This is a genomic window from Acinetobacter sp. ANC 4862 (assembly GCF_004336635.1).
In the GTDB taxonomy this organism is placed as follows: domain Bacteria; phylum Pseudomonadota; class Gammaproteobacteria; order Pseudomonadales; family Moraxellaceae; genus Acinetobacter.
On record NZ_SJXH01000038.1, the window covers coordinates 1 to 20,963 of the forward strand.

Annotated in this window: 20 protein-coding genes; 7 read left to right on the forward strand and 13 right to left on the reverse strand. The window is 39.0% G+C overall.

Features of this window, described 5'->3' with window-relative positions:
• The first annotated feature begins 661 nt into the window (after positions 1–661).
• Positions 662–2,188: a fumarate hydratase gene (locus E0409_RS13830; RefSeq protein ID WP_131291753.1), complete on the forward strand. Its 1,527-nt coding sequence runs from the start codon at positions 662–664 to the stop codon at positions 2,186–2,188.
• Positions 2,189–2,315: 127 nt separating this feature from the next.
• Positions 2,316–3,467 carry an IS4 family transposase gene (locus tag E0409_RS13835; protein ID WP_131291755.1) on the forward strand — a complete coding sequence of 384 codons (1,152 nt, stop codon included), beginning with the start codon at positions 2,316–2,318 and terminating at the stop codon, positions 3,465–3,467.
• Between the two features lie 55 nt (positions 3,468–3,522).
• Here E0409_RS13835 and E0409_RS13840 read toward each other — a convergent pair whose 3' ends face one another.
• The 3 genes from E0409_RS13840 to tkt form a co-directional block, all read right to left on the reverse strand.
• Positions 3,523–4,107 carry a YceI family protein gene (locus E0409_RS13840; protein ID WP_131291757.1) on the reverse strand — a complete coding sequence of 195 codons (585 nt, stop codon included), beginning with the start codon at positions 4,105–4,107 and terminating at the stop codon, positions 3,523–3,525.
• 430 nt (positions 4,108–4,537) lie between these two features.
• The gene (locus E0409_RS13845) at positions 4,538–4,753 is read right to left on the reverse strand and encodes a hypothetical protein (RefSeq protein ID WP_131291760.1); all 216 of its coding nucleotides are present in this window, start codon (positions 4,751–4,753) and stop codon (positions 4,538–4,540) included.
• A gap of 162 nt (positions 4,754–4,915) precedes the next feature.
• On the reverse strand, positions 4,916–6,904 hold the full coding sequence (gene tkt, locus E0409_RS13850) for a transketolase (RefSeq protein ID WP_131291762.1): 1,989 nt from the start codon (positions 6,902–6,904) through the stop codon (positions 4,916–4,918).
• Between the two features lie 849 nt (positions 6,905–7,753).
• Between tkt and metK the strand changes: the two genes are divergently transcribed.
• Positions 7,754–8,920, forward strand: a complete 1,167-nt coding sequence (gene metK / locus E0409_RS13855) for a methionine adenosyltransferase (protein ID WP_131291765.1) — start codon at positions 7,754–7,756, stop codon at positions 8,918–8,920.
• A 52-nt stretch (positions 8,921–8,972) separates the two neighbouring features.
• Here the strand turns inward: metK and E0409_RS13860 are convergent, their stop codons facing one another.
• A complete protein-coding gene (locus tag E0409_RS13860; RefSeq protein WP_131291767.1) occupies positions 8,973–9,218 on the reverse strand; it encodes a hypothetical protein in 246 nt (81 codons plus the stop codon).
• Between the two features lie 321 nt (positions 9,219–9,539).
• On the opposite strand from E0409_RS13860, the gene E0409_RS13865 reads away from it, so the two are divergent.
• Positions 9,540–9,728 carry a hypothetical protein gene (locus tag E0409_RS13865; RefSeq protein WP_131291797.1) on the forward strand — a complete coding sequence of 63 codons (189 nt, stop codon included), beginning with the start codon at positions 9,540–9,542 and terminating at the stop codon, positions 9,726–9,728.
• On the opposite strand, the gene E0409_RS13870 is transcribed toward E0409_RS13865, so the two are convergent.
• Complete coding sequence (locus E0409_RS13870) at positions 9,725–10,363, reverse strand: LysE family transporter (protein WP_131291769.1); 639 nt, start codon at positions 10,361–10,363, stop codon at positions 9,725–9,727. The genes E0409_RS13865 and E0409_RS13870 overlap by 4 nt on opposite strands.
• 145 nt (positions 10,364–10,508) lie before the next feature.
• Positions 10,509–11,072 (reverse strand): FxsA family protein, encoded by a 564-nt coding sequence (locus E0409_RS13875; RefSeq protein WP_131291771.1) that lies wholly within the window; start codon positions 11,070–11,072, stop codon positions 10,509–10,511.
• 122 nt (positions 11,073–11,194) lie between these two features.
• Here E0409_RS13875 and ruvC point away from each other — a divergent pair, with 122 nt between their 5' ends.
• The gene (gene ruvC, locus E0409_RS13880) at positions 11,195–11,740 is read left to right on the forward strand and encodes a crossover junction endodeoxyribonuclease RuvC (protein ID WP_131291773.1); all 546 of its coding nucleotides are present in this window, start codon (positions 11,195–11,197) and stop codon (positions 11,738–11,740) included.
• Positions 11,741–11,748: 8 nt separating this feature from the next.
• On the opposite strand, the gene E0409_RS16995 is transcribed toward ruvC, so the two are convergent.
• The 4 genes from E0409_RS16995 to E0409_RS13895 are packed head-to-tail and all read right to left on the reverse strand — an operon-like array spanning position 11,749 to position 13,875.
• Positions 11,749–11,904 carry a hypothetical protein gene (locus E0409_RS16995; protein WP_353682205.1) on the reverse strand — a complete coding sequence of 52 codons (156 nt, stop codon included), beginning with the start codon at positions 11,902–11,904 and terminating at the stop codon, positions 11,749–11,751.
• Positions 11,905–11,912: 8 nt separating this feature from the next.
• A complete protein-coding gene (locus tag E0409_RS17000; RefSeq protein WP_353682206.1) occupies positions 11,913–12,080 on the reverse strand; it encodes a hypothetical protein in 168 nt (55 codons plus the stop codon).
• Between the two features lie 39 nt (positions 12,081–12,119).
• Positions 12,120–12,395 carry an acylphosphatase gene (locus E0409_RS13890; protein ID WP_131291775.1) on the reverse strand — a complete coding sequence of 92 codons (276 nt, stop codon included), beginning with the start codon at positions 12,393–12,395 and terminating at the stop codon, positions 12,120–12,122.
• Positions 12,388–13,875, reverse strand: a complete 1,488-nt coding sequence (locus tag E0409_RS13895) for an NAD(P)H-hydrate dehydratase (RefSeq protein WP_131291777.1) — start codon at positions 13,873–13,875, stop codon at positions 12,388–12,390. Before E0409_RS13895 ends, E0409_RS13890 begins: the two co-directional genes overlap by 8 nt.
• Positions 13,876–13,898: 23 nt before the next feature.
• Here E0409_RS13895 and queG point away from each other — a divergent pair, with 23 nt between their 5' ends.
• A complete protein-coding gene (gene queG, locus E0409_RS13900; protein ID WP_131291779.1) occupies positions 13,899–15,011 on the forward strand; it encodes a tRNA epoxyqueuosine(34) reductase QueG in 1,113 nt (370 codons plus the stop codon).
• 283 nt (positions 15,012–15,294) lie between these two features.
• Positions 15,295–16,284, forward strand: a complete 990-nt coding sequence (gene bioB / locus E0409_RS13905; RefSeq protein ID WP_131291781.1) for a biotin synthase BioB — start codon at positions 15,295–15,297, stop codon at positions 16,282–16,284.
• Between the two features lie 70 nt (positions 16,285–16,354).
• On the opposite strand, the gene E0409_RS13910 is transcribed toward bioB, so the two are convergent.
• From E0409_RS13910 to E0409_RS13920, 3 genes are all read right to left on the reverse strand, one after another.
• The gene (locus tag E0409_RS13910) at positions 16,355–16,579 is read right to left on the reverse strand and encodes a hypothetical protein (RefSeq protein WP_131291783.1); all 225 of its coding nucleotides are present in this window, start codon (positions 16,577–16,579) and stop codon (positions 16,355–16,357) included.
• A 700-nt stretch (positions 16,580–17,279) separates the two neighbouring features.
• Positions 17,280–19,484 (reverse strand): OsmC domain/YcaO domain-containing protein, encoded by a 2,205-nt coding sequence (locus E0409_RS13915; RefSeq protein WP_131291785.1) that lies wholly within the window; start codon positions 19,482–19,484, stop codon positions 17,280–17,282.
• 753 nt (positions 19,485–20,237) lie between these two features.
• Positions 20,238–20,921 (reverse strand): metallophosphoesterase, encoded by a 684-nt coding sequence (locus E0409_RS13920; protein WP_131291787.1) that lies wholly within the window; start codon positions 20,919–20,921, stop codon positions 20,238–20,240.
• Between the last annotated feature and the right edge of the window lie 42 nt (positions 20,922–20,963).

Sequence of the window (20,963 nt, forward strand, 5' to 3'; positions counted from 1 at the left end):
TTTGAAGGTTTGAAGGTTTGAAGGTTTGAAGGTTTGAAGGTTTGAAGGTTTGAAGGTTTGAAGGTTTGAAGGTTTGAAGGTTTGAAGGTTTGAAGGTTTGAAGGTTTGAAGGTTTGAAGGTTTGAAGGTTTGAAGGTTTGAAGGTTTGAAGGTTTGAAGGTTTAGAATATTTTTATTTTGATAAAATTTAAAGCAAAAAAAAGAAGATAGAGCTTAAGCCTGATCTTCTTTTTGACCGTAAAACCATGTCGCTGCGATATATAAAGAGAAACCAACGACTGAAATGATTGAAGTAATCATACACTTATGACACTCTAGATTCGATGAGCTCATTATGTAAAAGTTTTATGACAAATTTATGACAATACTGTCATATTTAATACAACTTTAAATAATAAAATTAATTCATAATTTTCAATAAGTTAAAACACAAAATAGATTAGAATTATTTTAATTGCTGCTTTAAATGACATATTGCCACTGAAATATGACAGCCTTTTGTCATATTTATGACAGATATCCCCCACAAAAATGACAGTTAAATTGAGTTGAAATTCGCTATTAAACTTTCGGCCAAAAATCATTCAAAACGCCCACAAAACTTGCTTTTTATCTTATAATTTAGCCCGCTAGCTAACAGCCCGCTCAAGAGATATTTGATATGACAACTATTATCAAGCAAGATGACTTGATCACATCGGTAAAAGATGCGCTTCAGTTCATTTCTTACTATCATCCACAAGACTTTATCCAAGCGATGAGCCGTGCTTATGATCGTGAAGAGAACAAAGCCGCAAAAGATGCTATTGCACAAATCTTAATTAACTCTCGTATGTGTGCAGAAGGCCATCGCCCGATCTGCCAGGATACCGGGATTGTTAACGTATTTCTTGAAGTGGGTTTAGACGTTAAATTTGATTTAACGATGAGCTTAGACGATGCAATTAACGAAGGTGTACGTCAGGGTTATTTAGAAAACTCGAACATTCTTCGCGCATCAGTTTTAGCTGATCCTGCTTTTGGTCGTAAAAATACCAAAGACAATACACCTGCGGTGATCCACTACAAACTCGTACCAGGTAACAAAGTAGACATTACTGTTGCTGCTAAGGGTGGCGGTTCAGAAAACAAATCTAAACTTGCGATGTTGAATCCATCTGATTCAATCGTGGATTGGGTACTTAAAACTGTTCCAACCATGGGTGCAGGCTGGTGTCCTCCTGGCATGCTCGGTATCGGTATTGGTGGTACTGCTGAAAAAGCCATGATGCTTGCCAAAGAAGCATTGATGGAAGAAATCAACATGGACGAATTGCTTCGCCGTGGTCCACAAAGCAAAATGGAAGAACTCCGTATCGAGATCTTCGAAAAAGTAAATGCTTTGGGTATTGGTGCGCAAGGTTTGGGTGGTTTAACCACAGTTCTTGATATTAAAATCAAAGACTACCCATGTCACGCTGCGGGTAAACCAGTCGGTATGATTCCGAACTGTGCTGCAACCCGTCATGCACACTTCCAGTTAGACGGTACTGGTGTTGCTCACATTCAAGCACCTAAACTTTCTGACTACCCTGCTGTAACTTGGGATTCTTCTACTTCTAAACGTGTTGACCTAGACAACATCACTCAAGAAGAAATGAACTCTTGGCAACCAGGTGACACATTACTTCTTAACGGTACAATCTATACCGGTCGTGATGCTGCGCACAAACGTATGGTTGACATGATCAACAATGGTGAAGAATTACCTGTCGATCTTAAAGGTAAATTCATTTACTACGTTGGCCCTGTTGATCCAGTGGGTGATGAAGTGGTTGGTCCTGCAGGTCCAACAACAGCTACACGTATGGACAAATTCACACGCCAAGTTTTAGAACATACTGGTTTGTTCGGTATGATTGGTAAAGCGGATCGTGGTCCTACTGCTATTGAAGCAATTAAAGACAATAAAGCGACTTACTTGATGGCTGTAGGTGGTGCTGCTTACCTGGTATCTAAAGCAGTTCGTCAAGCTGAAGTGGTTGCTTTTGCTGACTTAGGTATGGAAGCGATCTATAAATTTGTAGTAGAAGATATGCCTGTATCTGTTGCAGTAGATGTGAATGGTACCTCTATTCATGCAATTGCACCAAAAATCTGGCAAGCGAAAATTGGTAAAATTCCAGTGGTTGATGCTGCTGCGGTTTAATTTGCCAAGTTAAAAAAGCACCCGAATGGGCACTGCTGTCCCATAGTTTGATTTAAATAAAAAAACCTGAGTCCGAACAGTTAAAATATGAGTGCAAACAAACACTTTAACGACCAGGATTCAGGTTTTGTCACATCAGAATACCGTATTTCATCAGTTAATTAAACCAGTCTTACGACAAGATTTTGAACGGCTTGCTAAACAACATCATGTTGGGCAGAAATTCAGATCTGCTTCTCGATGGGATCAGTTTATTGCCCTGTTAATGTCCCAACTTTCCTGCCGACAAAGCCTACGGGATATTCAATCCAATCTTGAGTCCCAGCAGGAAAAGCTTAATCATCTCGGAGCAAAGTCTATTCCCCGAAGCACGCTGGCACGAATCAACGAGGAGCAACCTGCTGCCTTGTATAAACAGATGTTTCATCAATTACTGCAATACTGTGAAAAATCAAAAGTAGCCCATAAATTTCGCTTCAAGAATCCTCTGTATTCCCTGGATGCCAGTCACATTGATCTGTCGCTTTCCTTGTGCGCATGGGCCAAAGTTCATGATTCAAAAGCCAGCATGAAACTGAGCATAGGATTGAATCACAGCAATCATATTCCTGAGTTTGTTGCAGTTGAAAATGGTAAAGAAAATGACATGGTACAAGGCCGAAAATTCCAGTTTCCCTCTGGCAGTATTGTGGTCTTTGACAAAGGCTATGTAGATTATCAATGGTATGCGAATCTGACCGCTCAAAATATTGGCTTTGTGACACGTCTCAGACCCAAGGCAGTTTATCGGGTTATTCAGCAACATCCAGTCATTGTAGCCAAAGGGATTTTAAAAGATGAAACGATCCAGCTGAATAGTGCACATGCTGTGAAAAGACAGACTCCACCATTAAGAAAAATTGAATATATTGATCGGCAGAGTGGCAAGCATTTTATGTTTCTCAGCAATAACTTCCGTTTATCTGCCTCAACGATTGCAGCGATTTATAAAGACCGCTGGAAAGTGGAACTGTTCTTTAAGGCGATTAAACAGAATTTGAAATTAAAAGCCTTTATAGGCCGAAGCAGGAACGCAATTCAGACGCAAATTTGGATTGCCCTGATTGCCTATTTACTGGTGAGTTTTGCCCGGCATTTAGGACAAGAAGGCTGGACGGTTCAACGGTTACTAAGAATGATCCAAGTAAATCTGTTTGAGAGAAAAACCTTAAAAGCTTTATTCATGCCCGATAAAATACCGATAAAACAAAAGGAAGCTCAATTGAGCCTCCTTTTATGAAAAATTGTGGGACAGCAGTGCCATTGATGGTGCTTTTTTTTAGCGCATTTTAGGCTTACTTTTTAGCAGGAACAGATGCTTCAGTGGTGATGTTTACAGTAACCTTATCGCCCACATTTGGAACATAACCGCCAACACCAAAGGCAGAACGGTTAAATGAAGTGGTTGCATTGAAACCAACAGTTTGCAGTTTCGTCATTGGATGCACGGCTTGTTTATTTAAGACTGCATCAAGTACCACAGGTTTAGTCACATCTTTCACGGTTAAATTACCAGTGATTTTGTATTTGTTTTTGCCTAAAGCCTGAACTTTGGTACTTTTAAAAGTGATGTTCGGATATTTGGCAACATCAAAGAATTCTGCAGTTTGAATATGCTCATCCAATGCTTTTACATTGGTATTGATGCTTGATACTGGAATGTTAACATTTACCGATGAATTGGCAGGTTTTTCATTATCGACGTTAATGATACCTTGAATGTCAGAAAAGTTTGCAGATGGTGTAGAGAAACCAAAGTGGCTCCACGAGAAAACTGTTGCTGAATGAGTTGGATCAATTTGGTAAGCAACGGGTTTTGCCAATGACAAAGTTGCAACTGATGCAACCGCTAAACCTAAAGTTATGGCTTTAAAATTCATGTGTTCTTATCTCGCTCTGGAATGGTTGTTAGTCTATAGGTTTCTTATCTTAATTCACTGGTATAGATAAAACGATATGTTGCAAGAATAGAACAATCCCTAAGTTTTGCAGATCAATCTGGCAGCAATATAAATATTTTTATGCTAAATATTTGATAGATCTACTCAATTATTTTTTAATCAACTTTTATTCTTCTATCTCAGTGCATGGTTTGCATTATTTTTTTAATAATTTTCGAATCATTTAATACAAAAAACACACAGTCAATCGGCTTTATATGGAAAGTGGATCATGCTGCCCTGCTTACAATTGACTGACTTGATCTATTTCAATTTAAACTGATGAACGATTTAAAAATGATCAAAGAGTTTCACTACATCGCTAAAACAATTAAAGCCCCATGTGGGGCTTTTAAAGATGTTTCATCTTTTATAACTTCTCAACCAAGACACGATCGATTTGTTTTAAACCGGTGTGCTTTTCACGATTTTGACGGCGAACTTTAATGACTTTCTCTTCGTCCAACTCTTTCAACATTAATACCACAGCCATCATACTTTCTAAAGGCAGATCCTGACCGATCCACTTTTGCTCGCCCGGTTCCATTAAAGTGATTTCATCACTGATCTGATTATAAAGGCTCATATTTTCCTCACTTATGCTGAATAAATGCCATCTCAAAATGAATACTTAATGAATGGCATCACTATATACTTATTCCTAAAAACTGCTAGAACAATATCGTTAAAATTTATCAAAATAAAAACGCCCCCTATGGGGCGTTTTTAACTGAATTAATATTTAAAATTAAGCAGTAATTTCTTTTACAGCAGCAACCACAGCATCAGTTGTAATACCGAAGTATTGGTATAAGTCTTTTGCAGGTGCAGACTCACCATAAGTCGTCATACCGATCACACGACCATCAAGACCTACAAATTTCCACCAGTAATCTACATGCGCAGCTTCAACAGCTACACGCGCACGGATATGAGATGGAAGCACTGCTTCACGATAAGCCGCATCTTGTTTAACGAATTCTTCAGCACATGGCATAGAAACAACACGCACACCTTCAAGTTGTGCATACGCTTCCATCGCAAGAGATACTTCAGAACCTGTTGCAATGATAATTGCTTTTAATTCGCCTTTTTCTTCAGCCAATACATAAGCACCTTTGGCAACATCAGCAATTTGAGCATCAGTACGTGCTTGGAATGGCAAGTTTTGACGAGAGAAGATCAATGCTGTTGGACCTTCAGAACGTAAAAGTGCAGATTTCCAAGAAATTGCTGCTTCTACGGTGTCACATGGACGCCAAGTGTTTAAGTTTGGCGTGCCACGTAAAGATGCAATTTGTTCTACAGGTTGATGCGTAGGACCATCTTCACCCAGACCAATTGAGTCATGCGTATAAACATGGATCACACGTTGTTTCATCAGTGCAGACATACGTACTGCATTACGTGCATATTCCATAAACATCAAGAATGTTGCTACGTAAGGGATTAAACCACCGTGAAGTGCAACACCATTGGCAATTGCAGTCATACCGAACTCACGTACGCCATAGTGAACGTAGTTACCCGCTGGATTGTCCTGAACGCCTTCACAACCTTTCCAAAGTGTCAGGTTAGAACCTGCAAGGTCAGCAGAACCACCTAAAATTTCAGGAAGTAACGGACCAAATGCTTGAAGTGCATTTTGGCTTGCTTTACGTGTTGCCACAGTTTCAGCTTTTGCATTCACTTCAGCAATATATGCATCTGCATTTGCAACGAAGTCAGCAGGTAAATCACCTGAGATACGACGTTTAAGCTCAGCAGCTTCAGTTGGGTATTTAGCAGCATAAGCAGCAAATACTTCATTCCAAGCAGCTTCAGATTTAGCACCTTTGTCTTTGGCATCCCAAGCAGCATATACATCTGCAGGAATAACAAATGCTTCTTCTTTCCAGCCTAAAGCTTCACGCGTCAATGCGATTTCGTCATTACCTAACGGTGAACCGTGGCAATCCTCTTTACCCTGTTTGTTTGGTGAACCTAAACCAATCACTGTTTTACAAATGATTAACGTTGGTTTAGCCGTTTCAGCTTTTGCATCTAAAGTGGCTTGACGGATTGCATCAGCATCATGCCCATCAACTTTAATCACTTGCCAGCCGTAAGCGTGGAAACGTTGTTCTGTATCGTCAGAGAACCAGCCTTCAACTTCACCATCAATTGAAATGCCGTTGTCGTCATAATAAGCAATCAACTTACCCAGACCTAAAGTACCCGCCAATGAACATGCTTCATGTGAAACACCTTCCATTAAGCAACCATCACCGAGGAAACAGTAAGTGAAATGGTCAACAACTTTAATGTCGTCTTTGTTGAATTGAGCTGCTAAAGTTTTTTCTGCCAAAGCAAAACCAACTGCATTGGCAATACCCTGACCTAATGGACCAGTTGTGGTTTCAATACCTGGTGCATAACCCAATTCCGGGTGACCTGGCGTTTTAGAATGTAATTGACGGAATGATTTCAAATCGTCGATTGAAAGTGCATAACCAGTCAAATGTAATAATGCATATTGAAGCATTGAGCCATGGCCGTTCGACAATACGAAACGGTCACGGTTGGCCCATTGTGGATTTGTTGGGTTATGATTTAAAAATTCGCGCCATACTACATCAGCGATATCTGCCATCCCCATTGGAGCACCTGGATGTCCTGAATTTGCTTTTTGCACAGCATCCATTGCCAATACACGAATTGCGTTTGCAATACGACGTTCGTTAAGCGGGGTTGTCATAGGTCAGAGTCCAACTAAATCGTTTAAAGAAGATGATGAATAGGAAAATTCAAAGCTGTCTATATTGTCTTAAAAAAACAGCAAGGGGTAAAGCCTAATAGTCAACATTTCAACATTTATTCGTGACTAGACATATTTAAATGCAGGCAGAGTTCAATTTCACATCGGTTTTAAGCATTTAACAGCTAAGTAAAAGCAGTAATTTATTTAATTTAAAACCAATAAATAATCTTTTAACGATAACTCAGCTGCATTTATTGAATCAGAACATTATTCAAACATTTCACTTATCAAAGGAATCATTTTTTTCATTTACCTATTTATGGATGAATTTTCATCACATGATGGTGTCAGTAATTTTTTATTAAATGAAATTGATTAATTAACAACCAATAGACACAAAAGTTGAATAAAATTCATCTTTGAAAATATTTAATGAAAAATATAATTATTTTAAACTGATATCTTATGACTGTTATTATTGCTTACATACGATTGATAGACTAAATCTAAAAACAATCATGCAATACAATTTATTTCAATTAATTTATTGATAATTAACATTATTTTTATATATAAATTTTAACAGGCAGTCTTGGCAATAATATTTAAAGCCCTAGCAAATACGCTTTGACTGGCTGATTAAATATGTGCTCACTCAAAATTTTCATATCGGAAATTCACACTTTAAAGCCGAATTTCTTCTGCTTATCAGTTTTTTAGATGCATATATCAATTAAAAAGTCGTGAAATTGAAATAATTTCAGTCATTTTGGTCGTGTAGAACTAGTCCAAAAGTCTAACTCGATGTAACATATCGGGTCTTTAAAATTAACTGTGATAGGACTTATGCGCGAGTACGCTGTATTTACCTCGGAATCTGTAAGCGAAGGCCATCCGGATAAAATGGCTGACCAAATCAGTGACGCTATTTTGGATGCAATCTTAACAGAAGACCCATATGCACGGGTTGCTTGTGAAACGCTTGTAAAAACGGGTGCGGTAGTACTTGCCGGTGAAATCACAACAACTGCAAATGTTGACTTCGAAGCAATTGTACGTCAAACCGTAAATGGAATTGGTTATCACCATTCTGATCTGGGTTTTGATGGTTCAACCTGTGCTGTCATCAACATGATTGGTAAACAGTCTCCTGAGATTGCTCAAGGTGTTGACCGTCAAAAACCTGAAGATCAGGGTGCTGGCGACCAAGGCTTGATGTTTGGTTATGCAAGCCGTGAAACTGACGTTTTAATGCCTGCTCCTATTTCTTATGCACATCGCTTAATGGAAAAACAGGCTGAACTACGCCGTAATGGCCGTTTACCTTGGTTACGTCCAGATGCGAAAAGTCAGGTGACTTTTGCTTATGAAAATGGCATGCCTGTTCGTTTAGACGCAGTAGTATTGTCTACCCAACACGATCCTGACATTTCACAAGCAAATCTTAAAGAAGCTGTGATTGAAGAAATCGTGAAGAAAGTGATTCCTGCTGAAATGTTCCATGCAGACACCAAATTCCACATCAACCCAACCGGGATGTTTGTGATTGGCGGTCCTGTGGGTGACTGTGGTTTAACCGGCCGTAAAATCATTGTAGATACTTACGGTGGTATGGCACGTCACGGTGGTGGTGCTTTCTCTGGTAAAGACCCATCTAAAGTTGACCGTTCTGCTGCTTATGCAGGTCGTTATGTCGCGAAAAACATTGTTGCTGCTGGTCTTGCGGATAAATGTGAAATTCAGGTGTCTTATGCCATTGGTGTGGCTGAGCCAACTTCAATTTCAATCAATACCTTCAATACAGCAAAAGTGCCTGAAGAATTGATCATTCAATTGGTTCGTGAACACTTCGACTTACGTCCGTACGGTATTACCCGCATGCTTGATCTGATTCAACCGATGTACAAGCAAACTGCGGCTTATGGTCACTTTGGTCGTGAAGGTTCAGATACTGCATTTACTTGGGAAAAAACAGACAAAGTGGAAGCGCTTAAAGCCTCTGCCGGACTGTAATTTTTTTTATAAAAAAGCCCACATCTGTGGGCTTTTTTTACGTAAAAAATCATTATTTCGTTTTGTCCGCCTTTTGTAGGACTTCTAATAATGAAATTTGCACAGGCGTTTCTTGATGATCCTGTAAATAGACATGAACAATTTTAAAGATAATCACTGCTGCAAGGCAGGTTAAAACACAAAAAATCCAGAATCCATACGGACTTCTAATATTATGTGAACCGCAATTTGTGCATTCTTTATGATGGGTTGATTCAACGACCTGATCACAACAGGCACAATGATATTGATATAGCATAGCTATGCTCCTACATTACGCACATTCTTGTTTTTATATTTCCACCCTATTTTTTTGGTGGAAGGTAATATCAATAAAATCTTATGTGAGTCTTTAACGTAATACAAGACTATTTTCAACAAGCAATATAGACCAAAACATAATTTATAAAATTACTCATATAAAACAGTTATTTATATTAAAACCAACACATTCAATCCAATTACAAAGACATTCTTTGTAACAAAGATGGAATTAGTCAAAAATTAAATCGGTGCGTTTAAGATCCACATCTTGCTCATGTTTTTAGTTAAAATAGCAGGCAATGATCTGGAGTGTATGATGGTTCAACTGATTAAAAAAGGTGGCTTACGCGAACGAGCCAACCGTAGCCGCAGCTATAAAGGTTCAGAAAATACTGAAGCAACCTTAAAACCCAATCGCTATTCTCAAGGCGAAAAAAATGAGGACGTACGTACTGCTACTCCCCCATCTACCCCACTCACTGATGATTCAGTTAAAAAAGACTAAAGCATCGCTAATGCATCAACCCCTAACCAGATTGCAAAAATTAGGAATAATCCCCCGGAAATAATATCGATATAACTCCCTGAATGCTGATAAGCTGCTTTGATTTTTGGCATCGACATAATCAGCATGAACAAAGCAAAGACCAAAAAGGTTTGGAGGGGAATAATCACTGCAAGCTGGGTTTTTAAATGGGTCGATGCGGATGAACTTAAGGCTAAAGAAAATACACTGCTAAAATAAATCAGGGTTTTAGGATTGGATAAATTGGTAAACAGGCCCAATAAAAAATGGTTTTTAGAATCTGGTACAGTGGGTTGTTGACCATCATCCAGGTTTGTTTCTTGCTTCAGGTTTTTTAAACCACCATTGAGCATTGCCCATCCCATACGAGCCAAAAACAGTCCACCAATCAACATTAAAACTTGTTGTATCCATGGAAATTGCTCAATCAGCACAGTAAATCCAAGTAAGGTCAGTACCACCCAAACCACAATACCGACTGAAATACCGAAAATAATTTTTAAAGTGTTGGCCCTTGAAGTCGATGCCGAACTTTTAGCAATCAGTAAAACATCCGGCCCGGGGCTAAGCTGTGCAACAAAATGCAGTGCACAAATGGTCAAAAGCAATGACATAGGAATAGAGGAGATTTTTAAAAAAATGTATTATATCGTTTGCTCAATTTTTTGCATGTCTTGCCATCTCATTTCAATACAAATTTAGAAACCATAAAAAAGCCGAATCCTGATGATTCGGCTTTAAAAATACAGATCAATAAACTTATTTATTCAGATCTTTCATTTCAATTTTTTTCGCATCTGGCGTTACTTCACGTGCTTCGCCATCAATCACACTCGAGTCATGACGCCCACCTTGCTGCTGTTGCATGTCCTGCATTTGACGCATGATATCTGCAAATGGGTTTTGACCTTGAGCACCACCGCCCATGCCATTCATATCGCCCATCATTTTTTCCATCATGGCTTGCTGACGTTTTGCCATGGTTTTCATCATGGCATTTTTAAACACATTCTGAACAGCTGGAATCAAAATCAGTACGGCCAATACATCCGTGATCAAACCTGGAATCAGCAAGAAAAAACCTGCCAAAATTTTTGGCAGATTCCCTGTTAAGGCAGGATCACCACTCATTTGTCCCATTTGCATTTGCTGCATTTGCGGCATCAAACCTGCTGAATATTTACGAATCAGATTCATACCCATAAGGAAGGCAGCAACAAACCAGAAAAATACGTACCACATACTGCCGACGAGGTCACCCACGCCAATCCAGACAAAGACTTCAAGGATTAAGCCAGCTAAAACAATAAGAAATAATTTCATAAAAATTAATCAAATCTCAACAAAATAAATAGGGTGCAATATTCAAGTGCTTAATCACGATCAAGCTTTTTTGATACGCTTATGTAACAATATGGGCATTATTCTATTTTTAAAGTCTTTATATGTCATTAATTATTGGTATCGATCCGGGTTCACGTATGACGGGCTACGGTATTATTCAAAAAGATGGGCAAAAATTGACTTTTGTAGATGCAGGAACCATTCGTACCGAAACCCCGGAAATGCCAGAACGCTTAAAACGCATTTTTGCAGGGGTGGAACGCATTGTAAAATTTCATGGGCCAACCGAAGCGGCAGTCGAACAAGTCTTTATGGCACAAAACCCCGACTCTGCGCTAAAACTGGGTCAAGCTCGTGGCGCTGCCATTGCAGCATTAGTGAATCTGGATTTACAAGTGGCCGAATATACAGCACGACAAATTAAACAGTCTGTAGTCGGTTATGGTGCGGCTGATAAAGAACAAGTTCAGATGATGGTGATGCGTATTTTAAATTTAAGCATTAAACCGCAACAGGATGCTGCCGATGCTTTAGCCGCTGCAATTTGCCATGCACACGCATCAGGCAGTATGAGTAAAATGGCAGTACTCAATGCACTTGGCGGTATGGCACGCGGTCGTAGTCGTACTAGTAGTAGAAGAAGATAAGTAGAATATTAAAGATAGGGCGCGAAATCTTTACGCATTTCTCCAATCGAGGGTTGCTTGGGATAAGTAAAAGTGACTCTCCGGCCAAAGTTTCTTATATTCTTTTTCTGATTGGGATCAATCCGGATAAAAACCAGTTCATCAGGTTCATTACGATGATTCATTTCGCAAATCATAAGGATTTGATTTTTTCAATCACTTTATATTTCATGAATTCTTTTTGCACGATGTCCTTAAATGAGGTATTGCCTGAGCGACTTGAACCACCACCACGTTGTGTGTAAATTACCATAACAATACAAATTGCAATCACAATCGCCACAACCAGATATTTGTCCATCATTTCCCCTTATATTTTTTATTTTTATCCAAGTCATATTTATCGCAACATTTTAAATTCAATAAAATCCTGCGCTTGATCAAATTCGATTTGAATAATTTTTGAAACCTCGGCACGTGATGGGCCAATATAACTTCGTTCAATGATTGTATGGAGCTGATTTTCCGTACCCACAATGACTGCCTCAACTTCACCGCTATCCAGATTTTTTACATAGCCTTTAAGTTCCAATGCTAAAGCATGCTGTTCAAACCAGCGGCGGTAGCCCACACCTTGGACTTTGCCATGAATGATTAATTTGATAGATTTATTCATCATGACTCCCATTGACCACATGATAAATCGCTTCACTCATATGATGAGCCTGCAAACCACGTATCCCTTTTGTCGCCAGCCAATCTCCTGCCAAAGCATGTAAAGTAACAATTTCATGCAGATGGATTTGCTCGGAAAATTGTGCTTTTAAACTGGCCACCATGCCTGCAAGCACATCCCCCATGCCGCCCGTTCCCATCCCGGCATTACCTCTCGTGCAAATCCAGAGCTGATCTTCCAAAATTAAACTACCTGCACCTTTAAGCACCCACTGTCCTGCATATTTTTCTTGCAGTTGATGAATCGCTGCAAGTCGATCATTCTCAATATCTTTCACAGAACAATTTAGAAGTTTTGCCGCTTCACCCGGATGTGGTGTCGCATAACTATCGGGTTTTAATAATTCAGGATGTCCAGCTAAAAACCATAAAGCGTCGGCATCGAGCACCACATGTAAATGTTCAGTGGTGTTGAGCTTCGGGAACCATTTGAAAAATTGTTGTTCTGACCACGTATCACGTCCTAAACCCATACCAAAACTGACCGCATCAATATGATCTAATAATTGCTCAATCTCGGCTTCGGTCAAAGCATTGATATCACGCAGCATAATATTCGGTGAGCGTGCCAAAATCGCGGTGTGATGTTTTTCATGACAGACAATAGTGACTTTACCCGCACCCGCACTAAAGGCAGATTCAGCAGCCATCATGACCGCACCGCCCATATCCGCATGTCCACCGATGATGAGTACATGACCATAACTGCCCTTATTCCCAAAAGCTTCGCGTTGCGGAAGTGAAATCGTGGTTGCTGAAAGTTTGGCAATCGGTTCTAACTCTGTGTCGGTAGGAATCAGCGAAATGACATCAACCTGTCCTGCAAATTCTTTGCCTTGTCCGGTAAATAATCCAGCTTTTAAACCTAAAGCCGAATAGGTGTAATCAGCTTTGATCGCACAAGGTAAAGGCTGACCGCTATTGGCCTGTAAACCACTTGGAACATCAATGGCAATTTTCAAAGCAGATTGAACATTGATACTTTGAATAACCTGCTGCCAATCCGCACTGAGTTCACGATTTAAACCGATACCAAACAAAGCATCGATATAACAGTCATATGTTTTTTGAAATTCAAAACCTGAATGGATTTTTATTTCTGCAGCTACCGCTTCTTGACAGGCACTATATAAATCTTTTGAAGCACCTAATTCGGCTGCATAAATCTCGACATTAAAACCGGCTTGTTTTAAATATTTAGCGGTTAAATATCCATCACCGGCATTATTGCCTTGCCCACAACACACCGCGATTTTTTTTATTTGCTTTTGCTGGAAAATGGGAACTAAGCGCTGCGTAATCATCCAAGCGACTTGTTGCATTAAGGCATAAGAACTGTTTTGCTTGGCAAACCAGCGTTGCTCCCATGCTTGAATACTTTGGCTATGATAAACTGGGCTATGATAAACTTGCTGACGCATTGTTCTTCCCTTCTTGTTAAATTATGGCAACATCCACACCATCACAGAAAATACCTTTAGATCAAACTGATCCTGAAGCGCTAAAAGCGTGGATTAAAGCTCAAGCTTTGCAATTAGGCTTCAGTGATTGTGTCATTGCCAAACCGGATGCTCAAGAAGAATTGCCACGTTTTCAAGAATATTTAAAGCGCGGTTATCATGGCGACATGAAGTTTCTGGAAGAAAATTTAGAAAAACGTGCTGATCCCACTTTGCTAGTTCCCGGCACCAAAAGCATTATTTGCGTACGAATGAACTATCTGGTGGAAACGCCTAAACCGCGTTATGTCCCAGATGAACCCAATGCAGCCATTATTGCGCGCTATGCCCGTGGTCGTGATTACCATAAAACCATGCGCGGTCGTTTAAAAACTTTAGCCAGCATCATTCGTGAAAAAGTCGGTGATTTTGAATCGCGTCCTTTTGCTGACTCTGCACCGGTATTTGAAAAATCTCTAGCAGAAAATGCCGGTATGGGCTGGACAGGTAAACACACCTTACTAATTCAGAAAAAATCAGGTTCCTTTTTTGTTTTGGGTGAACTGTTTACTTCACTTGATTTACCCTTCGACTCACCTGCAACCAAGCATTGCGGATCTTGCACAGCCTGTATCGACATTTGCCCAACCCAAGCCATTGTTGAACCTTATATGCTCGATGCACGTAAGTGTATTGCATATTTGACCATTGAATATAAGGGTATCATTGCTGAAGAATTACGTCGGGGCATTGGTAATCGTGTTTTTGGCTGTGATGATTGTCAGCTGATTTGTCCATGGAATAGTTTTGCCAAAAAAGCCACGATTGAAGATTTTAATCCACGACATGGTTTGGATCAGATCAACTTACTGGATTTATGGCACTGGGATGAACCGACCTTTTTAGCCAATACCGAAGGTAGTCCAATACGGCGCACCGGTTATCAAAGTTTTATGCGAAATATCGCGATTGGTTTGGGAAATGCACCATTTTCCCATGAAATAATTGAAACTTTAAAGCAAACGCGTGATTCGCATGATGAGATTGTGCAAGTCCATATTGATTGGGCAATTCAGGAACAAGTGACTAAATCTAATCAAGGACTTAACTTATTGTAAGATATTTTCTTAAATTCCACTTTTCTAGATATGCGCAAAGTTTCAGCCTTATAAAAAAATTAGCGTCCAGTTCAGCGCAAAATAAAAATACCATAAAAAACTTTGCAACTATATTTACAGCAATTCAAGTTACTTTGTAACTAAATATACAATCTTATAATTATCAAATTGATTTCAAATTAATCGATAGATACCATCAAATTTGGCTTTTTATGCCTTTTGATTTCACATAAATTAGGTATGATAAAAAATAATAAATAATGATGATTATGGATTTTCACCAATGAATGTACGTAATGACTGGACACGTGACGAAATTCAGGCTTTATATAATCAGTCTTTTTTGGATTTAGTTTTTGAAGCACAGCGTATTCATCGTGAACACTTCGATCCAAATACGATTCAAGTCAGCACTTTGCTTTCGATTAAAACCGGTAAATGCCCTGAAGATTGCAAGTATTGCTCACAGTCAGCGCGTTATGACTCAAAACTTGAAGCTGAAAAACGTATTGCTGTCGATAAAGTGATTCAAGAAGCCAAAGAAGCGCTTGCTTCAGGTTCTTCACGTTTCTGTATGGGGGCTGCTTGGCGTAATCCGCATGAACGCGATATGCCTTATGTGTTAGAAATGGTCAGCGAAGTGAAAGCACTGGGCTTAGAAACCTGTATGACTTTGGGTATGCTCAATCAATCTCAAGCCGAACGCCTGAGTGAAGCGGGTTTAGACTATTACAACCATAACCTCGATACCTCTCGTGAATATTATCCTAATGTGATTACCACACGCTCTTATGATGATCGTTTAAATACTTTGGATCATGTCCGTCAAGCAGGTATGAAAGTCTGTAGTGGTGGGATCGTTGGCTTAGGTGAAAACAGTAAAGATCGGATTGGTCTTTTGTACGAACTTGCAACGTTACCCATTCATCCTGAATCTGTACCCATCAACATGCTCGTCCCGATTGAAGGTACTCCGCTTGCAGATGTAGAAAAACTTGATATAACGGAATGGATTCGTACCATTGCTGTGGCACGTATTATTATGCCAAAGAGCTATATCCGCCTTTCTGCCGGACGTGAGTCTCTATCCGATTCGGATCAAGCCTTGGCTTTCATGGCGGGTGCAAACTCATTGTTCTCGGGTGAAAAACTGTTGACTACCCCAAATGCGGGCGAAGGTAAAGACAGACAATTATTTGATAAGTTGGGCTTGGTTGCAGAAAAGGCCAAACCGACGGTTAAAGAATTATCTGTAGATGCAATGGTAAGTTAAGCTATTAATTTGAAATGTCCATAAAAAAAGCCCACTTTGGGCTTTTTTTATGAAAAATTATTCTGCGACATTACTCTGCAAAGTTATGTGCGGTAATTAAAATACCATAACTCGCATTCAGATAATCCCCCACCCGAATGATGTCCATACCATTGGCATGATGTACCACCAATTCTTGAGCAATCGCATCATACGTGAATGAATCAAAACTGTCTTGATGATGACAGAACCACCTTAATGTATCTTCCAGATGCTCATCTACAATATAAGTTTGTGCTTTAAAATCTTTATTCATTGGCCTTAGCCTTGCCTAAGTAAAAAGTTTTACTTATCAATTATTACTAATTTTGATCTAAAAACAAAGAAGTGAGCTTTATGCTCACTTCTTTGTTATAAAGAGAATTCAATTAAAGCGGCTTACTAACGCCACACTTTCTGCATTCCTTATGATTTTCCCCAATTTCTTCCATGTGCTCATATTCATAAACATGTAAACAGAATAATTTCATAAGCAATTGAAGCATTTTCTAAACTCCTTTTTGATTGTTTTTTAAAATACATTTCATCCTGAAACCACAATGTGACTAAAAAAACATCACTCTTATTTATTACCACATTTTCGGGATAATTAAAATAATGTAGCAACAATTTTTAGATCAAATGACAAAAATAAAGCTAGAACTAATACTCTTTTTAAATAATGACTTACTTTTAATACTCGGTTAAATAAGGTCATTAAAAAATCCGATAAACAAAAACGCTGATGAGGTTTAATATCTGGCTGACCAACACAGGCAAGAAGTATTTTTTACCTCATTGAATTTAAAAAAATTATATGAATAAATACAAAAAATAAGCCGAATGATTTGAGTCATTCGGCTTATTGCTTATATGTAAATGCTTAGAATAGAAAATAGCACTTTTTAAATGCATTTTATATCAACAATATAGAAGCAACTCGGTCATATTCGTCATTGCTCCCACCTGCATAATTTCTATTCTGATACAGCTACAAACTTCTTGCGTGCTGCATGGAGCTTTTTATAACTGTCGATCAGACGTAAATGACGGTCTAAGCCTTCCAGTTTGATACTGGTTTCAGTTAAACCATGGAAGCGGATACTGCCATCCATAGAACCAATCACGGCATCCATCCGTTCATCACCAAACATACGACGGAAATTAGTTTCATAATCATCTAAATCCATGTCGTCATCGAGTTCAACTTCCAGAACGACATTTAAGCATTGGTAGAATAAACCGCGTTCAACCGTATTGGTGTTGTATTGCAGGAATTGTTCAACTAAATCTTTCGCTTCTTCAAATTGCTGTAAGGCAATATAAATAAGGAGCTTAAGTTCCAGAATAGTGAGCTGACCCCAAACGGTATTGTCATCAAATTCAATCCCAATTAAGGTCACGATATCGGTGTAATCATCAGATTCACACTCTTCTAAACGCTCAACCAAGGCTTCAAGTTGTTCATCATCCAAACGATGGATATTTAAAATGTCTTCGCGGAACTGAAGGGCTTTATTGGTATTGTCCCAAATCAGATCTTCAACCAAATAAATTTCCGAATAACCCGGCACCAAGATACGGCAAGCAGTTGCATCTAAATGCTGATACACCGCCATATACACTTCTTTGCCCATCTCTTCAAGAATGCCGAACATGGTTGCCGCTTCTTCCGCATTGGCATTTTCACCCTCAGAAGTGAAATCCCATTCAACAAATTCATAATCAGATTTTGAACTAAAGAAACGCCAAGACACCAGACCGCTTGAATCGATAAAGTGCTCTACGAAGTTATTCGGTTCAGTGACGGCATTGCTGCTAAAGGTGGGTTTTGGTAGATCATTCAGACCTTCAAAACTACGGCCTTGCAATAGCTCAGTCAAACTACGTTCTAAAGCCACTTCTAATTTTGGATGTGCACCGAAAGAAGCAAAGACACCGCCAGTACGTGGGTTCATCAAGGTCACGCACATCACCGGGAATTGACCGCCCAATGAGGCATCTTTGACAAGTACAGGGAAACCTTGCTCTTCCAAACCTTTAATGCCCGCCACAATGCCGGGATATTTCGCCAATACATCTTCCGGCACATCGGGAAGTGCAATCTCGCCTTCTAAAATTTCACGTTTCACTGCACGTTCAAAAATTTCAGACAAACACTGTACTTGTGCTTCGGCCAAAGTATTACCGGCACTCATACCGTTACTTAAGTACAAGTTTTCAATCAAGTTTGATGGGAAATAAACCACTTCTTCATCGGACTGACGCACGAATGGCAATGAACAGATTCCGCGCTCAGTATTGCCTGAGTTGGTGTCGTACAAATGCGTACCGAGGAGCTCATCTTCAGGATTGTAAATCTCTAAAGTATATTCATCCAAAATTTCTTTTGGTAATTCACCTTGTGAACCCGGCTTAAACCATTTTTCGTCTGGGTAATGTACAAACTCAGCATTGGCAATGTCTTCACCCCAAAACTGATCGTTGTAGAAGAAATTACAGTTAAGACGTTCAATGAACTCCCCCAATGCCGAGGCCAAAGCACTTTCTTTGGTTGAACCTTTACCGTTGGTAAAACACATTGGTGATTGCGCATCACGAACATGTAAAGACCACACGTTCGGCACGATGTTACGCCATGAAGCGATTTCAATCTTCATGCCGAGACCAGCCAAAATGCCTGACATATTGGCAATGGTTTCTTCTAATGGCAGATCTTTACCGGGAATAAAGGTACTGCTTTCAGAGGCTAAACTTGGCATCAATAAAGCTTGCGCATCAGCATCAATGCTTTCCACTTCTTCGATGATAAATTCAGGACCCGTTTGGATCACTTTTTTAACCGTACAACGGTCGATCGAACGCAAAATACCTTGGCGGTCTTTTTCTGAAATGTCCGCAGGTAATTCCACCTGAATTTTAAAAATTTGTTTGTAGCGGTTTTCTGGATCTACGATGTTGTTTTGCGACAGACGAATATTATCAGTCGGGATATCACGCGCTGCACAATACACCTTTACAAAGTAGGCGGCACATAAGGCAGAAGATGCAAGAAAATAATCGAATGGTCCTGGTGCTGAACCATCACCTTTATAACGAATTGGTTGGTCGGCAATTACTGTAAAATCATCGAACTTGGCTTCTTGTCGAAGGTTGTCGAGATAATTGACCTTGATTTCCATGCTGGCACCTAACTATTCTTATGTATCCCTATGGACCCATAAGATTCTAAATATTGAAACATAAGCCGAATCACGGAAAAGGAATTGACTTAAAAAAGAGTGTTACTCGCATCATCCGTTTGATGACGACATCGAACGACTAACACTTGTAATGATGGGCGATATTATAGAGTGATTTGATCAGATTGATAACTTTTGTCTGTCTTTACAGACTATTTATAAAAAATGCTCAAAACAAGAACAACTTAGACAAAGATTTCGATTAGCTGCTAACCCTGTTAACTTAGCAGGATTATTTTTAAATCCATATTGCCAAGACTTACCATCTTTTGGAGTGATTCGCATATAAAGACTTGTACATCAGATTCAGGGTATTCTTTATCTTTTGGTTTTAATGCCGTATATACGGCATCAGTCATTAATTTTTTAAATCATTGAGATACATAAACTGGATTTATGTACATACATACATGGTTATATTTATAAATGAGGATATAAGAAGCAGTTTATGTATAAATTCACATGAGGCAAAAAACCCTAATTTTTTTAGAATCAGTGGTTTGAATTTCATATGGGTGCATATGTTTTTAAAATTTGGTGGGCCCAGACAGACGAAAACATCTCCCTACCCTATTGTTTTTAATAGATTAATTAGTTCTCAGAAAATCTAGGATACACATCGGGATACAAGGTTTAAGTGTTGTTTTTTTGATCATTTAAATCATTTTCCTCCACTTAACTCCCCCACTACTCTCACTGAACTTTAATGATACATAGTTTTTTAGTAAAGAATGAGCCTACATCAATGTAGTGACAATTGTCGATTTGTGTCTGCTCTTTTACAATTGTATGACCTAAATAAATTTCGTCAATATTTTTGACAATGTCATATTGGTCTGAATGGTTACGTATTCTCCCCCTGCCCCATAAAACATTTGAATATGCTGATGTAATACCAGAAATCTTATAGTCACCTTTTAAGATATCAGCTTTAAAGGCCTCCCAATCGTGAATATCGATGTCGGCATGAACAATACCTACCTTTTTATTTTTCAGCTCAACTTCAATCACCAATGGTAACTTTGCTAACCGATCAATAATTCGCTGTCGTGTCTTTTGAAATTGTCTATAAAACCATGCTCCCCCATTCCTTGCATGCATGTCTTTCATTTTAGGATCATGCTGCCCTCGAATACACATTTCTTCATGATTACCGCGCACAGTCAAAAACCATGTTTGATCAAGTAATGAAATACATTCTAAATTTTCATCACCTCTATCGATGAGATCTCCTGTACATATCAGTAGATCATTTTCAAAATCAAAATTCTTTAGATGAAGCTCTTGCATTAGAAGACTATAAGATCCGTGAAGATCTCCAACGATATAAACTGAATTATAATTTTGGTTTACAAGTATCTTTATTATATCGTTCATGCTATGAATAAAACCTTCTACGAATTTTAAATCCCATTATAG